At 67.0% G+C, this 16604-nt stretch carries 28 protein-coding genes; 27 read left to right on the forward strand and 1 reads right to left on the reverse strand.

Translation table 11 applies throughout. From position 1 onward, the window contains the following. From DEIGR_RS03995 to DEIGR_RS04040, 11 genes are all read left to right on the forward strand, one after another. Entirely contained in the window at positions 1-2409 is a 2409-nt protein-coding gene (locus tag DEIGR_RS03995) for a phage/plasmid primase, P4 family (protein WP_058975471.1), read from the forward strand. Positions 2410-2680: 271 nt separating this feature from the next. Continuing rightward, positions 2681-3307: a hypothetical protein gene (locus tag DEIGR_RS04000; RefSeq protein WP_058975472.1), complete on the forward strand. Its 627-nt coding sequence runs from the start codon at positions 2681-2683 to the stop codon at positions 3305-3307. Then, positions 3304-3657: a hypothetical protein gene (locus DEIGR_RS04005; protein ID WP_058975475.1), complete on the forward strand. Its 354-nt coding sequence runs from the start codon at positions 3304-3306 to the stop codon at positions 3655-3657. The genes DEIGR_RS04000 and DEIGR_RS04005 overlap by 4 nt, the downstream gene beginning before the upstream one ends. After that, positions 3654-4088: a hypothetical protein gene (locus tag DEIGR_RS04010; RefSeq protein WP_058975477.1), complete on the forward strand. Its 435-nt coding sequence runs from the start codon at positions 3654-3656 to the stop codon at positions 4086-4088. The genes DEIGR_RS04005 and DEIGR_RS04010 overlap by 4 nt, the downstream gene beginning before the upstream one ends. After that, complete coding sequence (locus tag DEIGR_RS04015) at positions 4085-4339, forward strand: hypothetical protein (protein ID WP_058975480.1); 255 nt, start codon at positions 4085-4087, stop codon at positions 4337-4339. Before DEIGR_RS04010 ends, DEIGR_RS04015 begins: the two co-directional genes overlap by 4 nt. Beyond that, positions 4336-4530: a hypothetical protein gene (locus DEIGR_RS04020; protein WP_058975481.1), complete on the forward strand. Its 195-nt coding sequence runs from the start codon at positions 4336-4338 to the stop codon at positions 4528-4530. Before DEIGR_RS04015 ends, DEIGR_RS04020 begins: the two co-directional genes overlap by 4 nt. Further along, a complete protein-coding gene (locus tag DEIGR_RS20795) occupies positions 4527-4682 on the forward strand; it encodes a hypothetical protein (protein WP_160329910.1) in 156 nt (51 codons plus the stop codon). Before DEIGR_RS04020 ends, DEIGR_RS20795 begins: the two co-directional genes overlap by 4 nt. Next, entirely contained in the window at positions 4679-5023 is a 345-nt protein-coding gene (locus DEIGR_RS04025) for a RusA family crossover junction endodeoxyribonuclease (protein WP_058978518.1), read from the forward strand. Before DEIGR_RS20795 ends, DEIGR_RS04025 begins: the two co-directional genes overlap by 4 nt. Further along, complete coding sequence (locus DEIGR_RS04030) at positions 5020-5262, forward strand: hypothetical protein (RefSeq protein WP_058975483.1); 243 nt, start codon at positions 5020-5022, stop codon at positions 5260-5262. Before DEIGR_RS04025 ends, DEIGR_RS04030 begins: the two co-directional genes overlap by 4 nt. Then, positions 5259-5807 carry a hypothetical protein gene (locus tag DEIGR_RS04035; RefSeq protein WP_058975485.1) on the forward strand — a complete coding sequence of 183 codons (549 nt, stop codon included), beginning with the start codon at positions 5259-5261 and terminating at the stop codon, positions 5805-5807. The genes DEIGR_RS04030 and DEIGR_RS04035 overlap by 4 nt, the downstream gene beginning before the upstream one ends. A gap of 237 nt (positions 5808-6044) precedes the next feature. Next, on the forward strand, positions 6045-6245 hold the full coding sequence (locus DEIGR_RS04040) for a hypothetical protein (RefSeq protein WP_058975488.1): 201 nt from the start codon (positions 6045-6047) through the stop codon (positions 6243-6245). Between the two features lie 300 nt (positions 6246-6545). On the opposite strand, the gene DEIGR_RS20295 is transcribed toward DEIGR_RS04040, so the two are convergent. Beyond that, the gene (locus DEIGR_RS20295) at positions 6546-6947 is read right to left on the reverse strand and encodes a hypothetical protein (RefSeq protein ID WP_153013618.1); all 402 of its coding nucleotides are present in this window, start codon (positions 6945-6947) and stop codon (positions 6546-6548) included. 35 nt (positions 6948-6982) lie between these two features. Between DEIGR_RS20295 and DEIGR_RS04045 the strand changes: the two genes are divergently transcribed. The 16 genes from DEIGR_RS04045 to DEIGR_RS04115 all read left to right on the forward strand — a co-directional run bounded on the left by DEIGR_RS04045 (position 6983) and on the right by DEIGR_RS04115 (position 16596). After that, the gene (locus tag DEIGR_RS04045; RefSeq protein WP_153013619.1) at positions 6983-7705 is read left to right on the forward strand and encodes a terminase small subunit; all 723 of its coding nucleotides are present in this window, start codon (positions 6983-6985) and stop codon (positions 7703-7705) included. Then, positions 7702-9069: a hypothetical protein gene (locus DEIGR_RS04050; RefSeq protein ID WP_058975491.1), complete on the forward strand. Its 1368-nt coding sequence runs from the start codon at positions 7702-7704 to the stop codon at positions 9067-9069. The genes DEIGR_RS04045 and DEIGR_RS04050 overlap by 4 nt, the downstream gene beginning before the upstream one ends. Then, positions 9066-10382, forward strand: coding sequence for a hypothetical protein (locus DEIGR_RS04055; protein WP_058975493.1), 1317 nt, complete (start codon positions 9066-9068; stop codon positions 10380-10382). Before DEIGR_RS04050 ends, DEIGR_RS04055 begins: the two co-directional genes overlap by 4 nt. A gap of 2 nt (positions 10383-10384) precedes the next feature. Next, positions 10385-10660: a hypothetical protein gene (locus tag DEIGR_RS04060; RefSeq protein WP_058975495.1), complete on the forward strand. Its 276-nt coding sequence runs from the start codon at positions 10385-10387 to the stop codon at positions 10658-10660. An 11-nt stretch (positions 10661-10671) separates the two neighbouring features. Further along, positions 10672-11787, forward strand: a complete 1116-nt coding sequence (locus DEIGR_RS04065) for a hypothetical protein (protein WP_153013620.1) — start codon at positions 10672-10674, stop codon at positions 11785-11787. Positions 11788-11851: 64 nt separating this feature from the next. Next, entirely contained in the window at positions 11852-12241 is a 390-nt protein-coding gene (locus DEIGR_RS04070; protein WP_058975499.1) for a capsid cement protein, read from the forward strand. 47 nt (positions 12242-12288) lie between these two features. Further along, positions 12289-13461, forward strand: coding sequence for a phage major capsid protein (locus tag DEIGR_RS04075; RefSeq protein ID WP_153013621.1), 1173 nt, complete (start codon positions 12289-12291; stop codon positions 13459-13461). Between the two features lie 15 nt (positions 13462-13476). After that, positions 13477-13857: a hypothetical protein gene (locus tag DEIGR_RS04080; RefSeq protein ID WP_058975502.1), complete on the forward strand. Its 381-nt coding sequence runs from the start codon at positions 13477-13479 to the stop codon at positions 13855-13857. Continuing rightward, positions 13854-14264 carry a hypothetical protein gene (locus DEIGR_RS04085; protein WP_153013622.1) on the forward strand — a complete coding sequence of 137 codons (411 nt, stop codon included), beginning with the start codon at positions 13854-13856 and terminating at the stop codon, positions 14262-14264. The genes DEIGR_RS04080 and DEIGR_RS04085 overlap by 4 nt, the downstream gene beginning before the upstream one ends. Next, entirely contained in the window at positions 14233-14619 is a 387-nt protein-coding gene (locus DEIGR_RS04090) for a hypothetical protein (protein WP_153013623.1), read from the forward strand. The genes DEIGR_RS04085 and DEIGR_RS04090 overlap by 32 nt, the downstream gene beginning before the upstream one ends. After that, positions 14616-14831: a hypothetical protein gene (locus DEIGR_RS20300; protein ID WP_153013624.1), complete on the forward strand. Its 216-nt coding sequence runs from the start codon at positions 14616-14618 to the stop codon at positions 14829-14831. Before DEIGR_RS04090 ends, DEIGR_RS20300 begins: the two co-directional genes overlap by 4 nt. Continuing rightward, positions 14828-15232 (forward strand): hypothetical protein, encoded by a 405-nt coding sequence (locus DEIGR_RS04095; RefSeq protein ID WP_058975509.1) that lies wholly within the window; start codon positions 14828-14830, stop codon positions 15230-15232. The genes DEIGR_RS20300 and DEIGR_RS04095 overlap by 4 nt, the downstream gene beginning before the upstream one ends. A 23-nt stretch (positions 15233-15255) precedes the next feature. Further along, the gene (locus DEIGR_RS04100; RefSeq protein WP_058975511.1) at positions 15256-15453 is read left to right on the forward strand and encodes a hypothetical protein; all 198 of its coding nucleotides are present in this window, start codon (positions 15256-15258) and stop codon (positions 15451-15453) included. 71 nt (positions 15454-15524) lie between these two features. Next, entirely contained in the window at positions 15525-16025 is a 501-nt protein-coding gene (locus DEIGR_RS04105) for a hypothetical protein (protein WP_058975512.1), read from the forward strand. A 5-nt stretch (positions 16026-16030) separates the two neighbouring features. After that, on the forward strand, positions 16031-16249 hold the full coding sequence (locus DEIGR_RS04110; RefSeq protein WP_058975514.1) for a hypothetical protein: 219 nt from the start codon (positions 16031-16033) through the stop codon (positions 16247-16249). Then, positions 16246-16596 (forward strand): hypothetical protein, encoded by a 351-nt coding sequence (locus DEIGR_RS04115; RefSeq protein ID WP_058975516.1) that lies wholly within the window; start codon positions 16246-16248, stop codon positions 16594-16596. The genes DEIGR_RS04110 and DEIGR_RS04115 overlap by 4 nt, the downstream gene beginning before the upstream one ends. The last annotated feature ends 8 nt before the right edge of the window (positions 16597-16604 follow it).

Genomic DNA, 16604 nt, shown 5'->3' on the forward strand with positions numbered 1-16604 from the left:
ATGATTCCAGTCTCACCCCTGGAATTCCTCACCAGCCTGTACGCGGGTGTCACCGCGCAGGGCTGGGTGGAATTCCGCTACCTCAAGGGCGGCACCAAGCACTGGATGCCCTGGCCCGTGTTCGAAGGTCACCCCGAACTCTTCACGCCCGACCGCGCCCCAGCAGGCAAGGACGTGTACTTCGGCGTCGCGCTGCGCAAGGACCAGACGAGCGGGAAGGCCGAGAACTGCAAACCCACCCGCCTCGTGTGGGTGGACGTGGACCTCGCCGATCACCCAGGGCTCACCGGCGGCCTTCACAAGGACACCCTGCACCAGACCGCACCCGAGGAGCTGGCCGAGTACAAGGCCGTGCTCCTGGCGCAGAGCATCAACACCCTCGCCGATCACGGCCTCAGCATCCGCGCCGCCGTGGACAGCGGGCACGGCGTCCAGCTGTACCTCGCCCGGGAGTACGCCACCGATCAGGCGGACACTGAGCGGTTCAACCGGGCCCTGGCGCACCTGCTGGGCGGGGACCTCAAGAGCACCGACCTGGCGCGCATCCTCCGCGTCCCGGGCACACACAACCTCAAGAACCCGGCCCGGCCGCTACCCGTGCAGGTCATGTTCACGGACGAGACGGCCACCGTCACCGACGCCGCCCTGAACGCCCTCCCCCAGCCGGAGAGGGCTGCGCCGGAACCCATCGAGCGGCGGGACGCGCCCGCCCCGCTCCCCCAACCCGGCGCCACCAGCCACGAACGGTACGCACACAGCGCCCTAGCCCGCGAAGTGGAACGCGTCCGCAGCACCGGCGAAGGCGGCCGGAACCAGGCGCTGAACGACGCCGCCTTCAACCTTGGCACCCTCATCGGCGCGGGCATCCTCGACGAGGTGCACGCCCGTCAGGAACTCACCGAAGCGGCCCAGCAGGCCGGCCTGGACCTGGGCGAGATCCGCACCACCCTGCACAGCGCCATCAGCGCCGGGCGCCTCAAGCCACGCGACCTCACCCGCGTCGGCCAGCGCCCCCCCACCGCCGGGCGCGGCACCATCGGAAAGCACGCCGGGCAGGGCAGTGACACCACCCCCGCAGGCGTGGCCGACGTGCTCGCCACCCTGCCCGACGACAAAGCCCCCAGCCTCGCCCAGTACCGCGATCTGGTGTTGGCCGACTTCCACGACAGCGGGCAGGTCTACCGCTACCACCAGGTGTGGCGCACGTGGTGGGAGTACCGCCAGGGCGTGTACGTCGAAGTGCCCGACGAGGTCATGAGCCAGAAAGTCGACCTCACCCTGCAGAACCACGGCTTCACCCTCAAGAACGCCCAGGTCACCGAGATCATGGTCAAGATCGGCCGCGACCCCATGGTGGGCAGCCGCATCGTGGACCAGGGCGCCTGGGAACTGAACACCCGCAGCGGCATCCTCGACCTGGCCAGCGGTGACCTGTACGACCACACGCCCGACTACTTCAGCATCATCCAGAGCGCCGCGGCGTACGCCCCGTTCCAGGTGTCCTACGACTGGCTGACCTTCCTGAATCAGGCCGTCCCAGACGAGGGAGACCGGGAGCTACTCCAGATGTTCGCCGGGCTGTGCCTCACCGGCGACACCAGCCCCCAGCGGGCCCTGCTGCTGATCGGGGAGGGCGGCACCGGCAAGGGCACGTTCACCCGCGTGCTGCAGACGGTGCTGGGCAACCTCGCCACGAGCAGCGCCATCGAGAACATCAAGGACGGCAGCTTCCTCGTCGGCACCCTCGTCGGCAAACGCATGTGCGTCGTCAGCGAGCTGCCCAGGTCGTTCGACTGGCTGCCCTTCAAGCGGATCACCGGCGAAGACCACATCAGCGTCGACGTCAAGAACAAGACGCCGTACACCACCAAGCTCGACATGAAACTCGTGATCCTCAGCAACGTCATGCCCTTCCTGGGCGACGACGTCAGCAACAACAGCCTGCTGCGCCGCTTCCTCCCCGTCGCGTTCAACGTCCGCCCCGCAGAGCAGGACCCCACCCTGATTGACCGCCTCACGCACCCCGACGAGCTGCCCGGCGTCCTCAACTGGATGCTGGACGGCCTGCGCCTCCTGCAAGAGCGCGGCATGCGGTTCCCCAGCAGCGAGTCCAGCAGCCTGACCCGCGAGATCGTCGAAGAGAGCAACCAGGTCATCTCGTTCATCCGGGACGAGTGCCGCTACACCCGAGACGTCACCGCCACCAGCGGCGAGCTGTACGACGAGTACCGGAAGTGGTGCGGCACGAACGGCCACAAGCCCCTGAGCGCCAAGGGGTTCAGTAAGCAGCTGCTGGCCGCCGGACGCTACTTCGGCAAGACCCTGGTCCGCGAGCGAATCCGGACCGGCACGATCTTCCACCACATCACCCTGAGCACCTCACCCGGCGGCTGGGAGGGCGAAGCATGACCTGTTGCAGATGCGTTGCAGATTCATTCAGCAATCTGCAACAGAAAAACAGCGTTCTAGACAGTTCGGTTGCAGATGTTGCAGATGTTGCAGGTTTTTTCAATAGCTCATACGAGAGAGAGAAAAACCTGGGAAGCGCAGAGAACTGCGGGAATTTGTCCAAAACATCTGCCACATCTGCCGCATCTGCAACGACCCCAACCAGCACGGCACTTTCCCGTTGCAGATCCGAAAACACATCTGCAACCGATCTGCAACACGGAGGCCACACATGCCCCTGACCGGCACCAAGAAGCCCAGCGCGAGCACTGGCAAGCCCAAGACCGCCGGGAACCTCGTCAAGTCGATCCTCGATCAACTCGACACCGAGTGGGCCACCCTCAAACAGGACGACCCCACCATCCACGGCGACGAAGCCGCACTGCTCGCCTACTACCACGTCTGCACCCGCTGCCTCATCCAGCAAGTCGGCGACCCCTACACCGCCACGTTCCCCCAGGGGTACCTCGACACTGAACGCCTCCCTAAACTCTGCGCCTACCTCACCCGGTGCCAGGACCTGGAAGGCGAAGCACTCAAAGCCGCCCGTGAACGCGCCGTGGCAGCCCTCCGCGCCTGCTGGCCCGCCTACCGGGACCTCGCCATCCCCGACGCGCCCGACGGCACCAGCTACTTCGACGGCGAAGTCCTCCCGTTCACCTGGGCGGCCATCGAAAGCAACTGGAGCGGCGAGGACGACGACCCCAACCGCACCAAGTTCCTCCCCACCTTCAGCACACAGGCCTCAGCCGACTTCCACCTGCACGGCCTCGCCACGCTGCTGCTCAACCGCCAGTGCCGGTACTACCTGACCGACCTCAAGCCGCACCAGACCCACGACGGGAGGGGCCAACCGTGACCGCAAACGACAGCAAGAGCACCCCGAAGAAAGCCGAAGACGCCACCCTCCTGGAACGCCTCGACGCTCGCATCCGTGAGCTGCAGGAGTACCGCGGCATCTACACGCAGGCGGTTCAGCAGACCGAGTTGGTGTACCAGGATCAGGGCCTGCTGGAAGATCAGTTGGATGACCAGGCGCGGGAGTACATCGCGCTGCTGAGTGAGGTGCGGGACGAGATCACAGCGCAGGCAAAGGCGCTGACAACACAGGAGAAAACCACGCAGCTTGCCGTTGCCCTCCTCCGCCAGCACGTACCCGACGAGCAGATCATCCACGATGCCGCCGCCCTCCTCGGAGCCCAGTCGTGACCCCCGCCCAGCCCCGGCACCCGCTGGCGCTGCTGGCGGACGGGTGGGAGATCGAAGGCGCGCAACTTTGCGACGGGGTGCATGCCAGTGTCCCCAATGCCCATGCAGGGCAGGCATACCTGGACTGTGCCGCCCAGTTACGCGAGGCCCTGCGCGCCCAGGCGGAAGCGGACCAGGACCTGCGGCAGGCAGCCCGCACTCTGCATATGTACTCCCGCCGCTACTGCGACGGTCGCAGCACCTACGCCCCGGACGACCACAACCGCGCCACGCACACCCTGCTGCGCCTCGGCGTGGTCCTCGATGCGGACCCGATCAGCAAAACTGGCCCATTCGCTGCGGACGGCATGTACGGCCTCACGGAACGGGAACACGCCGCGCTCGCTCAGGCGCAGGCCGGGGCGGGCAGCGTTGGAGGTGAGGCGCAGTGACGCCGCTGTTCGTCCTGACCTCGCTGGTGCGCCTGCGTGCCGAATGGGGCAAGACCCCCGGCGTTCCTGTGCCCGTCATGCTCCGCTCGAAGATCTTCGCCTTCCTGGGTCAGCTGGCGAAGGCCACTGAGGCCGTCGAGCAGGTCCACGCCTTCGCCGTTCAGGCCCGTGACGCCCGCACCAGTGCGGACCGCCGCGCGGCCCTCGACGCCCTGGAACGCGCCGCCCTGGCGCTCGGAGGTACCCCGTGATCACCCGCGCGACGGACATGCAGAACCTGCTCGCCCTGGTCCGCAAGGACCCCGGGCGGCCCGCGAATCACTACGCGGTGCGCCTGAACCTCTCACACAACTACACCCGCAAGCTCCTGGCTGAACTCGCGCAGTTGGGCGAGCTGACCAGCCGGACCGTGCGCGTCTACCGCGCGGCGGTGAAGTCGTGAACGCCGAAGCTCAGGCCGTCATGTACCTGCTGCACACCCTGCACCTGCACGGGTTCAACGTGCCCAGCGTGGGGGAGGGCGTGCGCCGCCGACTGCTGACCGAGGCGGACTGGCAGCGCACCGTCGAACTGTTCCGGAGGTGGGCCGCATGATCACCCTGCCCTGGCCTCCCAGCGTGAACCGCATGTGGCGCAGCGTGCGCGGCCGTAACATCCTCAGCCAGGAGGGCCGCCAGTACCGCGAGAACGGGCTGACCGTGGTGGCGGCCCAGTCCCCCCGCCACTGGCCCGCCGAGGTGCGCCTGAGCGTCAGCATCAGCGTGTACCCGCCTGACCGTCGCCGCCGGGACCTCGACAACATGCCCAAGGCGGTGCTGGACCTGCTGACGCACGCCGGGGTGTACGTGGATGACAGCCAGATTGACCGGCTGGAGATCGTGCGCCGCGAGAACCACCCCGGCGGTCGCGTCATCGTCGAACTGAGGGCCATATGACGTACCAGCGAGAGAAGCTGTGGCGCGTCGCCGCAGATGAGCCCGCCACCCCTGAGGGGTGCGCGACGGTGCTGCGCATCATGCGGGCGCACGGGCGGCCCATGAGCCTGAGCCTGATCGTCGGGCGCGCTGCGCCCATGTCGGCGCGACTGGTAGCAGCGTGCATCAGCGACCTGATCGTCATGCAGGAAGAGGTCAGCATCAACGATGCCGAGCTGTTCGAACTGGAGCGCCCATGACCGCCTCGCGCCGTCGCGCCAACCCTGCGACCCGGGAGGAGGTCACGCAGGCGCTGGGCAGCATCCGCCAACAGCAGCGGGACGCCCGGGCGTACGCGGAGGTCTGGTACCAGGCGCTCAGGGCGTGGGAGGTGATCGTGCCGCCCATCGTCATCCCCCGCCTGCGGTACGGCACGTTCTACGTGGACAACGCCACTACGATGGGCGAGGGTGGCCCGGACCGACCCACTGGCCTGAGCCTGCCGTGCGGCGTGCTGCGGGAGGGTGAGGTGGCCCGGCTGATCACGCGCTGGGCGCAGAGCACCATCCCCGCCCAGCGCGAGCACGGGCAGTTGCTGGAACGCATCCGCCAGGGCGAGAGCATGGCCATGCTGCTGCACCACTCCGGGCGCGGCTGGGCGGAACCCCGCGAGCGGGCCATGGCGTACGCGGAGGCCGTGCTGCGCCTCGCGGTGATCCTGGGCGACCCCGAAGCGGAGGTGCACGTACAAGCCCTTGCATTTGCGCGGCAAGCAGGTACAATTTCTGTAAGCTCGCAAGAGTAGTCAAGAGACCAACCCAACCGCCCCACGTGGGCGGTTTTGCGTTGCGTTTCGAGACTGCCGGATGGTGACAGTCCGGTCCAACACCCAGTCGTCACGCCTGACTGTGCGGGGCGTGGCGGCCGGGACGCGTGCAGCTCAATGGATGCCCTTCCCCGAACTGGAGGGGCGCTGGATTCGATGCCAGCGGGTTGCCCCACTCGTAAACCGCTCTACACGCCATCTACACGGGAGTCGTCCATGATCAAGTCCACAGGCACCAGCGTCAGCATCAGCACGGACGGCGGGCGGACCTTCACGTCCATCGCATGTGACCAGATCATCCTCAGCCCTCAGGACACGGGTGAGATGGGCACGCTCTCCGAGTTCTCCAGAGAGGCGATGGTGGCCAGAGGTGTACCCCGCCCGCTGATGCTGGGCCGCGCGAAGGTGCGCCGGTGAAGCGCACCCGGAAGGAACGCCTCAGCCACTGGCGCACCATCAACGGCACGCGCTGCAACGGTGGCCGCACCGGCAGGCGCTACAGCCACCTCAGGCGCCGGGCGTGACATGGACCCCCGCCACATCCGCCCACCTGACCGGAAGGGCCGGGAGGACTGGCGCGGCCAGCTCCGACCGGAATACCGCGAGGCAGACCAGTGGTACCGGGTGCACCTGACCAGCCTGGGCCTGCTGCGGCCTGAGCCTGGGCCGCCCAGACAAGACGTGATGGTGTTCTACGTTTGCGATCAGGCTTCAAAATCAAATTTTTGATTTCTCTCTGATCTTGGCGGCCTCTGCTAGTTTGAAAAAATCATATGTGGTGACAACAGATATGATCATAGCGCCTCCAAGACATCCTCTTATGATGTCGGACCAAAAGGGTGACTTGGCGTCGTTCATGACAAAAAATGCCCATAAAGTGGCAGATATTAAAGCGAAAGCCATTGTCATTACTATTGACAATCCAGTAAATATAATGAGTCTATCAAGACTGCTAACTAGGCGCATATTTATTCTAAAATCTGACTCATCGGCCTGTCTTTGCTTCTCTTTGATTATTGGATACGTTTTTCGTAATGCCCAGCCTGCACCACTTATTAAAAGAGCTCCCACCATTCCTAGAATGGCTCCCCGGTATTCAGATGGCGTGAAGTCAAGCACATGCCAACTCTATCCACTTGGAGGTGATCCCGCACATGCAAACCGACGCACCGAAACAACCCACCGCTGAGGAGCTGGGCGCGGCCCTCACCCCTAAGCAGAAGCGCTTCGCGGACGCCTACCTCGGCCCATGCCGCCTGAACGCCAGTGCCGCCTCCCGCGAGGCGAAGTACAGCGACCATCGTGAAGGCTGGGGCCTCTTGCGCCACCCTGCTGTGAAGGCGTACATCGCCGCGCGCCTCGACGAACAAGACGACGTCATGAGCCGCAGCGAGGTTGCCGCACGCCTGACCATGGAGGCCCGGAGCGTCGTGGACATGGACGCGTTCGTGACCGTCGCGCCCACCGAGCGGACCTTCTGGGTGCCCGCCCGGGAGCACGAGCCGGTGCGTGAGCTGGCCAAGCGCAAGGGCTGCCATGTGGACGACCTCGACATCTACGACCTATGCGGGCACTTCGGCGAGGATCAGATCAGCCGCACCGGTGACGGCGAGATGCTCGTGCGTGTCGCCACGATCAGTCAGGATGTCGAGATCGACTGGGCCGCCGCGAAAGCTGCCGGTGCGATCAGCGGCATGGCCGTGCTGAAGAAGAACAAGGACGGCAGCATCGAGTACCGCATCAAGGACCCCACGCGGGCACTGGAACTGCTGGGCAAGCTGCACAACATGTTCACGGACAAAGTGCAGATCAGCGGTGCTGATGGCGGGCCCGTGCAGGTGCAGATCACCCGCCGGATCGTGGGCGGCACCTCGTGACTGCCCTGCACCTCGACCTGACGTACAGCGCCGCGCAGAACGCGGCGTTTTTCGATCACCCGCCCGGCAAGTACTTCATCTACCCCAAGGGCCGCCGCGTGGGCTTCACCCGGGGTGGCATGCAGGCCGCGTGCGAGTGGGCCCTGGAAGGCCTGGCCGTACTGTGGGGTGACACGATCAGCGTGAACATCCGCAAGTACGTGGAGCGGTACGCGCTGCCGCTGCTGCAGAAGCAGAAGATCCCCCACACCTGGAACGTCGTCGAGAAGACCCTGCGCTTCGAAACAGGCGGGTTCATCGACTTCCGATCGGCTGACAACCCCGAGAACTGGGAAGGGTTCGGGTACCACAAGGTGCTGCTCAACGAAGCCGGGATCATCCTGGAAGGGGAGAACGGCCGGTACCTGTACCAGAACAGCGTGCTGCCCATGCTGCTGGACTTCGAGGAGAGTGAGCTGTACGCGTTCGGCGTGCCCAAGGGAACCACGAACCTGTTCTACGACCTGCACCAGCGCGCCACACAGAATCTGCCCGGGTACCACACGCAGACCTTCACCAGCCACGACAGCCCTTGGCTGCGGCGTGAGGCACTAGCCGGGTTGATCGAAGAGATGCGCACCCTGGGCGGCGAGAACCTCGTCAACCAAGAGATCTACGGCAAGTTCGTGAACATCCAGGGTGGCGGCCTGCGCGTCATTCCGGAAGCGTGGGTGCGTCTCGCTCAGCAGCGCTGGGAAGCCATGCAGCAGCCGCAGCGCCCGCCAGACGCGCTGGGTGTGGACGTGGCCCGCGGCGGACAGGACACCACGGTGCTCGCCCCCCGCTGGGGCGTGTACTTCGGCCCGGTCAAGGAGTTCGCCGGGACCCTCACGCCGGACGGCCCGAGCGTGCGGGACCTGATCCTGCCCGAGATCGGTCCGCAGACCCTGGTGAACGTGGACATTGTCGGCGTCGGTACCAGTCCATTCGACTTCACGAAGCAGGTGCACGACCGGACCGTCCCGATCAACTTCGGCGCCGGCAGTGACGCCATGGACAGCACCGGCAACTACGGCTTCGCGAACCTGCGCGCCGAGGCGTACTGGAAGTTCCGCGAGGCGCTCGATCCCATCACTGGACTGGGTCTGGCCCTCCCGCCAGACGAGCAGATGGCGCAGGACCTCATCAGCGTCGGCTGGGAACCGCGAGGCGGGAAGATCCTGATCGAGGCGAAGAAGGACATCAAGAAACGTATCGGCCGCAGCACCAACAAGGGTGACGCGGTCATCGAGGCATTCATGGAAGAGGCCGCGCCTGATCTTCCCCCTTCCGGCATCGCCGGGTACGAGCAGGACGACACCTACCAAGGAGGTGATGACTGGTGATTCTGGACAGCAGGGGTGACCCCATCGACATGACCGACGCGCGCGATCCTGGCTTGTCCGGCGGCTGGCGCGTCTCTGGCGGCGTGGCCGATCCCGTCACCAGCATCCCCGCCTTCGCGCGCGGCACGTTCGACCGGGCCACCACGCAGCGCGCCGCGCGCCTCGCGTACCACCTCAACCCGCTCTTCTACGGCGCGGTGCAGGTCGTCCACTCGTTCACGTTGGGCGCTGGCATCAACTACGGCGAGTTCGCCGACAAGCGAGCCCAGGCGGGCCTGGAAGAGCTTTGGGCCACGAACGACCTGGACGAACTCACGGACCGCTGGCTGATTGAGCACCTGCTGGACGGCGAGAGCCTCACGCTCTGGCCGCTGGCGAAGATCGGGGACGTACCCGCCCGCCTGGGTTTCTGGGACGTGGTCGATGGCGGCCTCGATACGGTCGAAACCGAGCCGGGCGTGCCACACCACGTCACCCGCATCAAGGCGAACCACCGCTGGTACGAGGCTGGGCAGTTCGTCTGGCGCGCCACGGACGCCCTGTATAACGACCCGCGCGGCTGGCCCGCCACAGCCCGCGCGATCGGCCCGGCCCTGGCGTACATGAATTTCCTGGATGCCCGCCGGAAGATCCACGAGCTGGCCGGGCGGATCAACGCCATCTACTACGCCTTCGCGAAAGACGACGCAGAACTGAACCGCAAGGGCGCCCGCTTCCGCAACGTTCCCCGCAGCGGCGCCGTGCTCACCCTCGGGCAGAACGCCGAAGGCAAGAAGGAATCGTTCGAGTTTCACACGCCCGACCTGAAATCACAGGACGCCGCCGTGGACGGGAAGCTCATCAAGCAACTGCTTGCCGTCGCGCTGGGCCTCCCCGAGCACTACCTCGCTGAGGGTGGGGGCGTGACCCGCACGACGGCGGACAGCATGGGCGCCCCCACTCGCCGAGGCTTCCAGAAACGGCAGCGGCAGGTGTTCCGCTGGTTGAACGCCGTGATGATCACCGAACTGATCCGCCGCAACGGGCCCGACCAGCTGTACAAAGTCGTCAGTGCCCGCATGCTGCCGGGTGGGGACATCAGCCGCAGCAGCCGCAGGGTCAAGGCGTACCTGCTGGAAGCGCCCGTGATCTTCCCGACGCTGAACGACGAGGACCTGGAAGGCCTGATCAAGAAGGTCGAAGTGGCCGCCCGCCTGCGCCTGGCCAGCCGCGCCACGCTCAGCGGAGAACTCGGGTATGACCACCTGGCTGAGGTGGAACGCCAACAGCAGGAACCCGACCCGATACCCGCCCCCGCGCCCACTGGAGGTTGACCATGCCTGAACAGGAAACCGAACTCAAGACGGTGGAAACCTGCGCCACGTGCCGGTTCATCACTTACCAGCGCAAGGCCGATGAGGGCCCACAGCACCTGTTCTGCGAGAACGTCGAACTCAGTCAGGGCGGGCCCGGGCAGACCGTGCTGTTCTTCCGTCCTCCGAAGCTCGCCTTCAGCTGCAACCGCTGGGCGCTCAGAGGACCTGACGTCGGCTTCGTCCCCACCCACATCCGGGATGAGCCCACCCCCACCGCGCCAAAAATCCCGTCCTGAGGAGGATGATCATGCCCGACCAACTCAACCGCAGCCCCTGCCCGCCCCTCCTCGACAACGCCCCGACCGACCCGGCCAAGCCCATCCGGGACGCCGTGGTCAGCTTCGAAGTGCAGCCCCTTACCGACGCCACCAAGAACGGCCCCCGCCGCATCGCCGGCGTCGCGAAGGAAGCGGACAAAATCAACCTGAACCGCTACTACTTCGGCCTCGACTGCTGTACCGACATGGTCAACGCCGCCCAGGTCCCCATGGAGCAGGGTGAACTGATCGGCCTGAACGGCCATCCGGACTTCTGGGTTGACGGCCGTAAGGGCCGCATCGACGACGTCGCCATCCGCTTCGACAAGCTCTGGATGGACGGCAAGCTCATGAAGTTCGAAGGCACCCTCGTCGGCACCGCCCGGGGGCGTGACCTCATGGCCGTGCTGGACAGCGGCGTGAAGGTCGGGATGAGCACCAACATCAACGGGATGCTCGAGTACAAGCAGGCCCGTGACGTGGACGAGTCCTGGCCCGACCCGGAGGAGTGGATTGGCGTGGTTCAAGTGGGTGCCCGCCTTACCACCATCGACGCCGTCATGACGCCCAGCGATAGCGCGGGCGACGTGCAGGCGGCCGACTCGCACAACCCCAACCGGGAGGAATCCACCGTGAAGAACCTGCAGGAGCTGAAAGAGAAGTTTCCCGACCTGTACGCCCAGGCTGTCGCCGACGGCAAGAAGGAAGCGGGCACCACCAGCCTCGAAGACCAGCTGGCCGCCGAGCGCACCGAGCGCCTCAAGCTGGAACGCGAGATCCAGGACGGCAAACGCACCGCCATCGCCACCAAGGCCCTGGCTGACGCGAATCTGCCCAAGCTGGGCAAGAGCGGCGACATCGACCTCGACGCCCGCTTCGAGAAGCGCGTGACCGACGCTGCCCTGCGCGCCGAGTCCGATCAGGAAGCCGCCGCCGAGGTGGCCGCGATGATCGCCGAGCGCAAGCTCAACACCGGCCAGGTGGCCGACGCCGCCGGCACGCCCCCGAACACGCCGAACGTGCCCCGCAAGGATCAGGTGCAGGACGCCCAGAAGGGCGGCAGGAACCTGGTCAGCAGCGTCCGCGCTGGCCTCGGCCTGACCTGACCCCCATCCGCCACGACCATTCCCGCCGCGCCCCACGGGGCGCTTTCTCATTGGGGAGGAACCCATGAAGAACCTGCACATGACCCGAAGCGCTCAGATCGTCATCGCGTGCGCCGTGGCGGCCGGCACCGCCAGCGGCGACGTCGTCCTCGTGGGCGCTGAAGGCCTGACCGGTCTCGCGCTCACGAACCGCGCGACGACCGCCACCATCAACGCCGGAACCGCCGCGCCCGGCCTCACCGACGGGCAGGCCAGCGTCGAACTGATCGGCGTGAGCACCGCCGTCCGTCTCACCGTCGCGGAATCCGCCGCACTGGGCGAGGGCATCTACAAGAAAGCCGGTGACGGCACCTACACCACCGCCAACGACGCGGGCAACCAGTTCATCGGGTACGCCCTGGAACCCAGCGGCGCGGCCGGGGACACCATCCCCGTCGGCCTGACCCGACCCTGAGCCGCGCGCAGCCCCGCCCCTTCACGCACTGAACACAGGAGCACCCCATGAGCCGAACCCTTTACGCCCGCATGCAACTGGCCGAAGCCCGCGGTCAGATCCCCCAGGGCGCCGCCGGGCGCCTCACCGACGCCATGATCGCCGAGACCGCCGCCATGGCCTTCGCGCGCGGCTACTACGGTGACCGCGCCGTCGAGCAGGCCCTCGCGGACGCCCGCCAGGAACGCGTCACGCTGCCCCGCAACAGCGCCGAGTACGAGCAGCACACCCTGAACCTCGCTGACCAGTACGTCGACGGCGCCCGCAGCGTGGTCCGCACCCTGGTCGACACGCACACCACCAGCGACTTCCCACAGGCCTTCGCGAACCTCCGCCAGCGCACGGTGCGCGCCAGCGACGCGCCCGACGTGGAAAGCGCCTGGCGCACCTGGGGTGGCGTCCGCACTCGCACCGTGAACGACTTCCGCACCGTGAACGGCATCAAGCTGACCATTCCCGGTGATCTTCTGCTGCGCCCCGAAGGCAGCGACGTGAAGTACACGACCTTCGGCGAGACGACCGACGGGTACCGCGCCGGGAACTACGAACGCGCGTGGAAGTACACGTGGGAGATGCACCTCGCGGACGACATCGGCCTGCTGACGGCCATGGCGAACGAGATGGGCGGCGCCGCGAAACGCACCGAGATCCGCGTGATCTTCGAAGCGATCAAGGCGGGCCTCACCCTCAAGACCGGCGGCACGTACGCCGGCGCCATCGACATCACCAAGCTGCGCGCCCTGCGCACCCTGTTCGGCAGCCAGACCTTCAAGAACGACGACAAGAAGGACGAAGACCTCGGTCTGGACGCCACGGACATCGTGTACGGCATCGATCAGCGTGACCTCGTGTACACCGCTCTGAACCAGATCACCGTGGACGGCACCGCCACCGGCCTGGCTAACCCGCTGCGTGGCGTGCTGACCCCGCACTTCGAGCGCATGTGGCGCCGCATCTTCGGGGCGGACTACCTGCTGTTCGACCGCACGGTGAACTGGCTGGAAGTGGCGTTCCTGGAAGGCTTCCAGGGCGGCGCGAAGTTCTATGCGAAGGTGCCCGACGTGGACCGCTACGAGGACGAGGGCAGCTTCAACGATCACAGCCTGCACGGCAAGGTCGGTCACGCCCTGGGCGCCAAGATCGTCAGCGACACGGGCGCCTGGCTCGCCAAGGGCAGCTGAGCGAGGGGGTGACCCATGGCCCTGAGCGCAGATGACCTGAAGCGGTTGCGGGTGCTGGTCACCCCTGGCGCCTGGGCCGCCCACGAGGCCCTGGACTCCACTGAGCAGGTGGATGCGGAGCTGGCCTTCGAGGTGCACGGTGACGTGCGGCTCGTGGCGGCTGACATCCTCGATACGGTGTGCCTGAAGGCGCGCGGGGCGGCCCTCACGGCGCCCGGCAAGAAGCGCTTCAAGATCGAGGGCATCGAGATCGAGAAGGCGGCGACCGGGACGGTCAGTGCCGCGAATGCCGACACGTGGTGCACGCTGGCCGGACGTCTGCGCGACCAGGCCGCCGGGAGTGGCGTCCCTGGCCCCGCGCTGGTGAGCTGGGACGACTGTGAGGTGTGGCCGTGACCGGCGCGCTCACCCTTGAGATCCAACAGCTCCTCAAGCCGGAGTTGGACGAGCTGTTCGAGGATCTTGGGCACGATCTGGTCGTCGTGCGCGGTGGCAGTAGTACCGCGTGGAATCAGAGCAGCGACCCAGGCGCGGACATCAACGTCCGGGGCCTGCTGATGCCCGCCAGTCAGCGCCGCCGCGCCGGCACGCCCGCCGGGCTGCCCGTGCCGGACTGGGTGGCGTACCTGCCGTACACGCCCGACCTGGGCACGCCCGGCTGGCACCTGTTCCACGAGGGCCGCGCGTACTACCCGAGTGGGGACGCCGAGGACCCCGGCGGGCAGGGCGTCGTGTGGATCGTGCCGCTGCGCAGCCCCGGGGAGGTGACGAGTGGCCCGAGTGAACCCGGCTGGACTGGCTAAGCTCCGCGCCCGCCTGACGCCCCTGGCGCTGGCCGGTGCACAGGCCGCCGCCGACGTCGCGCGCGACAAGCTCTCTGGTCCCGGCAGCGGCCGGCAGTACGCCCGGCTGCCCAACCGGTCCAGCGCGGAGGGGGAGTACCCCGCCGAGCAGAGCAGCCGCCTGCGGGACAGTATCGACGCGGAGGGGGCCGGGAGCCTGCGCGCCCGCTGGGGCGCCCTGCGCAACGTCCCCGGGTACGTCATGGCGCTGCACTTCAAACCCCCGGACATGGGCGGGCGCCCCTTCATGGACGACCTGCTGCAGGACCGGGACGTGCACCGCGCCGTGCGCGCGGCCATGGGGGTGAAACCATGAGGGTCTACGTCGCCACCGCACAGTGCCCTGTCTGTGAACCCGACAGCTGCGTCGTGCTGCGCATGGATGAGCAGGCTGTCACCATCCTCGCCCTCGACCAAACCCGGCAGGTCATTCCCGCCGCGCAGTTCCACCACTGGTATGAGCCCTACCGAGGTCGCCCATTCACCGTGGATGCCCACGGCACGGTGGTGTACCAGGAGCCCCCGTGAACGTCGCCCAGGCCCTCGCGCAGCTGTTCCCCACCCTCGTGCCCGCCCGGGACATCCACGAGGCCCGCCCCACCCCGCTCCCCACCGGTGCGTTCTGGGTGATCAGCGAGATCACGGACGCCGCCCGCCGCGACTACTACCCGGAAGCCAACGGCGCGCGCCCCCAGGAGCGCACACTGACGCTCCTGATCACCCTCTACGGCAAGGAAGGCTGGACGCTCAGCGACCTGCGCCCCATCTGGCAGGCCGCCCGCGCTGGCCTCGCCAACCTCGTCACCGAGCACCCCGGCTACCCGCCCCTGCGCGGCGTCACCCGGGGCGCCGTCCTGCCCCCCACCCCAGACAGCGACACGCGCCGCCCCCTGGCCGCCGTGCGCCTCATCTGCGTGTACATCGAGTAAATCCACCCCTGGAGGGAACCACCATGACCAAGACCGACGCCACGCCCAGCACCCCCGTCGTCAAGCCCAAGAAGGACAACAAGGGCAACAGCTACTACAGCGAGGAGGTGAACGGGCAGCAGAAGGTGTACCTCACCACCAAGGACGGCCGCCAGCTGGAAAACACCGCCGACACCGCCGACGAGGCATACCAGAACATCCTGGCCTACCTCAAGAGCTAAGCGCCCCCGCGCCAGCCCGTCGCCCCTCACCCGCCCCCACCTGACGTGGGGGCGTTCCCCTGGAGGAACCCATGCCCACCGCCGCCACTGATCCCGGATTCGTCGCGCTCGATACCGTCGCCGTCCGCAAGCAGCTCGACTACCTGCTCATCGCCGTGAAAACCCCGGGCGTCACCACGCCCGTGTTCGAACGCGTCAGCCTCGTCGCGGAACTGGGCGCGTTCGCCAAGAACGTCCAGACGAGCGAACTGCCGCTGTTCGTCGAAGCGGACGGCAGCACCCCCACCCTGCGCGCCACGCAGGACAACGGGGGCACCATCCCCTTCGCCACCGCGTCCGGCGCGAGCAACCCCCTCACCAAGAAGCTCATCGCCGCCGCGAAGAACGGCTGGCCCGTTGCGTTCAAGAGCATGTACCACAGCGCGGGCGTGCGCGTGTACGGCAACGGCACCATCGGCGACCGCGGCATCCAGGGTGACGCCACCGCGATCCCCACCTGGGGTTTCGACCTGAACGTCATCAACTACCGGTACGTCGACACCAGCAACAACTACATCGACGACAACGCCTAAACCTCGTGGACACCCTGACACTCACCGCGCGGGGCTGCAGCGTCACGCTGTTCGCCCCGCGCGACGTGCCGGGGGGCGTGGAGGCGTTCGCGTTCTACGCCACCGCGCCCCTCACGCGCGTCCGCACCCTCATCACCCCCGATAAACGAAGATTTCGCGCGCCCGCCGGTCTCCCCAGTGGCTTCCGGCTGGGCCGCGTATTTATGCCCCAGGAGGGCGAATGAACCTTTTGACCGTGCTCGCTGGTACCAGCAAAGACACCTTCACCATCCAGGAGATCGTGTTCATGGCCGCGCCCCTGACCATCGCGGAGGTCGCGGAGTACAACGCCCTGCCCACCGTGACCGTCACCGTGGGCGGGGAGGCCCGCGAGCGGATCGCGGAGGACGCCCGCTGTGAGTTCTGGGCGGACAAACTGCGCCGCCGCGTGAAGAACCACACCACCGACCCGGCCAGCATCACCGCCGAGTGGTTCATGGAGCACATGGAATCCAGCCGCCTGCCGCTGCTGGAGCACCTGCTGTTCTACGGCGAGCTGCCCAAGGCGGGTGAGAACACAAAAGCGCGCTGAGCGACCAG

The sequence above is a fragment of the Deinococcus grandis genome, from assembly GCF_001485435.1.
Classification (GTDB): Bacteria; Deinococcota; Deinococci; order Deinococcales; family Deinococcaceae; genus Deinococcus; species Deinococcus grandis.

What these genes read in the sequence shown, in the direction of transcription:
- DEIGR_RS03995 (WP_058975471.1), top strand. Translation starts at nt 1, where the DNA reads ATGATTCCAGTCTCACCCCTGGAATTCCTCACCAGCCTGTACGCGGGT.
- DEIGR_RS04000 (WP_058975472.1), top strand. Translation starts at nt 2,681, where the DNA reads ATGCCCCTGACCGGCACCAAGAAGCCCAGCGCGAGCACTGGCAAGCCC.
- DEIGR_RS04025 (WP_058978518.1), top strand. Translation starts at nt 4,679, where the DNA reads ATGATCACCCTGCCCTGGCCTCCCAGCGTGAACCGCATGTGGCGCAGC.
- DEIGR_RS04030 (WP_058975483.1), top strand. Translation starts at nt 5,020, where the DNA reads ATGACGTACCAGCGAGAGAAGCTGTGGCGCGTCGCCGCAGATGAGCCC.
- DEIGR_RS04035 (WP_058975485.1), top strand. Translation starts at nt 5,259, where the DNA reads ATGACCGCCTCGCGCCGTCGCGCCAACCCTGCGACCCGGGAGGAGGTC.
- DEIGR_RS04040 (WP_058975488.1), top strand. Translation starts at nt 6,045, where the DNA reads ATGATCAAGTCCACAGGCACCAGCGTCAGCATCAGCACGGACGGCGGG.
- DEIGR_RS04045 (WP_153013619.1), top strand. Translation starts at nt 6,983, where the DNA reads ATGCAAACCGACGCACCGAAACAACCCACCGCTGAGGAGCTGGGCGCG.
- DEIGR_RS04060 (WP_058975495.1), top strand. Translation starts at nt 10,385, where the DNA reads ATGCCTGAACAGGAAACCGAACTCAAGACGGTGGAAACCTGCGCCACG.
- DEIGR_RS04065 (WP_153013620.1), top strand. Translation starts at nt 10,672, where the DNA reads ATGCCCGACCAACTCAACCGCAGCCCCTGCCCGCCCCTCCTCGACAAC.
- DEIGR_RS04070 (WP_058975499.1), top strand. Translation starts at nt 11,852, where the DNA reads ATGAAGAACCTGCACATGACCCGAAGCGCTCAGATCGTCATCGCGTGC.
- DEIGR_RS04075 (WP_153013621.1), top strand. Translation starts at nt 12,289, where the DNA reads ATGAGCCGAACCCTTTACGCCCGCATGCAACTGGCCGAAGCCCGCGGT.
- DEIGR_RS04080 (WP_058975502.1), top strand. Translation starts at nt 13,477, where the DNA reads ATGGCCCTGAGCGCAGATGACCTGAAGCGGTTGCGGGTGCTGGTCACC.
- DEIGR_RS20300 (WP_153013624.1), top strand. Translation starts at nt 14,616, where the DNA reads ATGAGGGTCTACGTCGCCACCGCACAGTGCCCTGTCTGTGAACCCGAC.
- DEIGR_RS04100 (WP_058975511.1), top strand. Translation starts at nt 15,256, where the DNA reads ATGACCAAGACCGACGCCACGCCCAGCACCCCCGTCGTCAAGCCCAAG.
- DEIGR_RS04105 (WP_058975512.1), top strand. Translation starts at nt 15,525, where the DNA reads ATGCCCACCGCCGCCACTGATCCCGGATTCGTCGCGCTCGATACCGTC.
- DEIGR_RS04115 (WP_058975516.1), top strand. Translation starts at nt 16,246, where the DNA reads ATGAACCTTTTGACCGTGCTCGCTGGTACCAGCAAAGACACCTTCACC.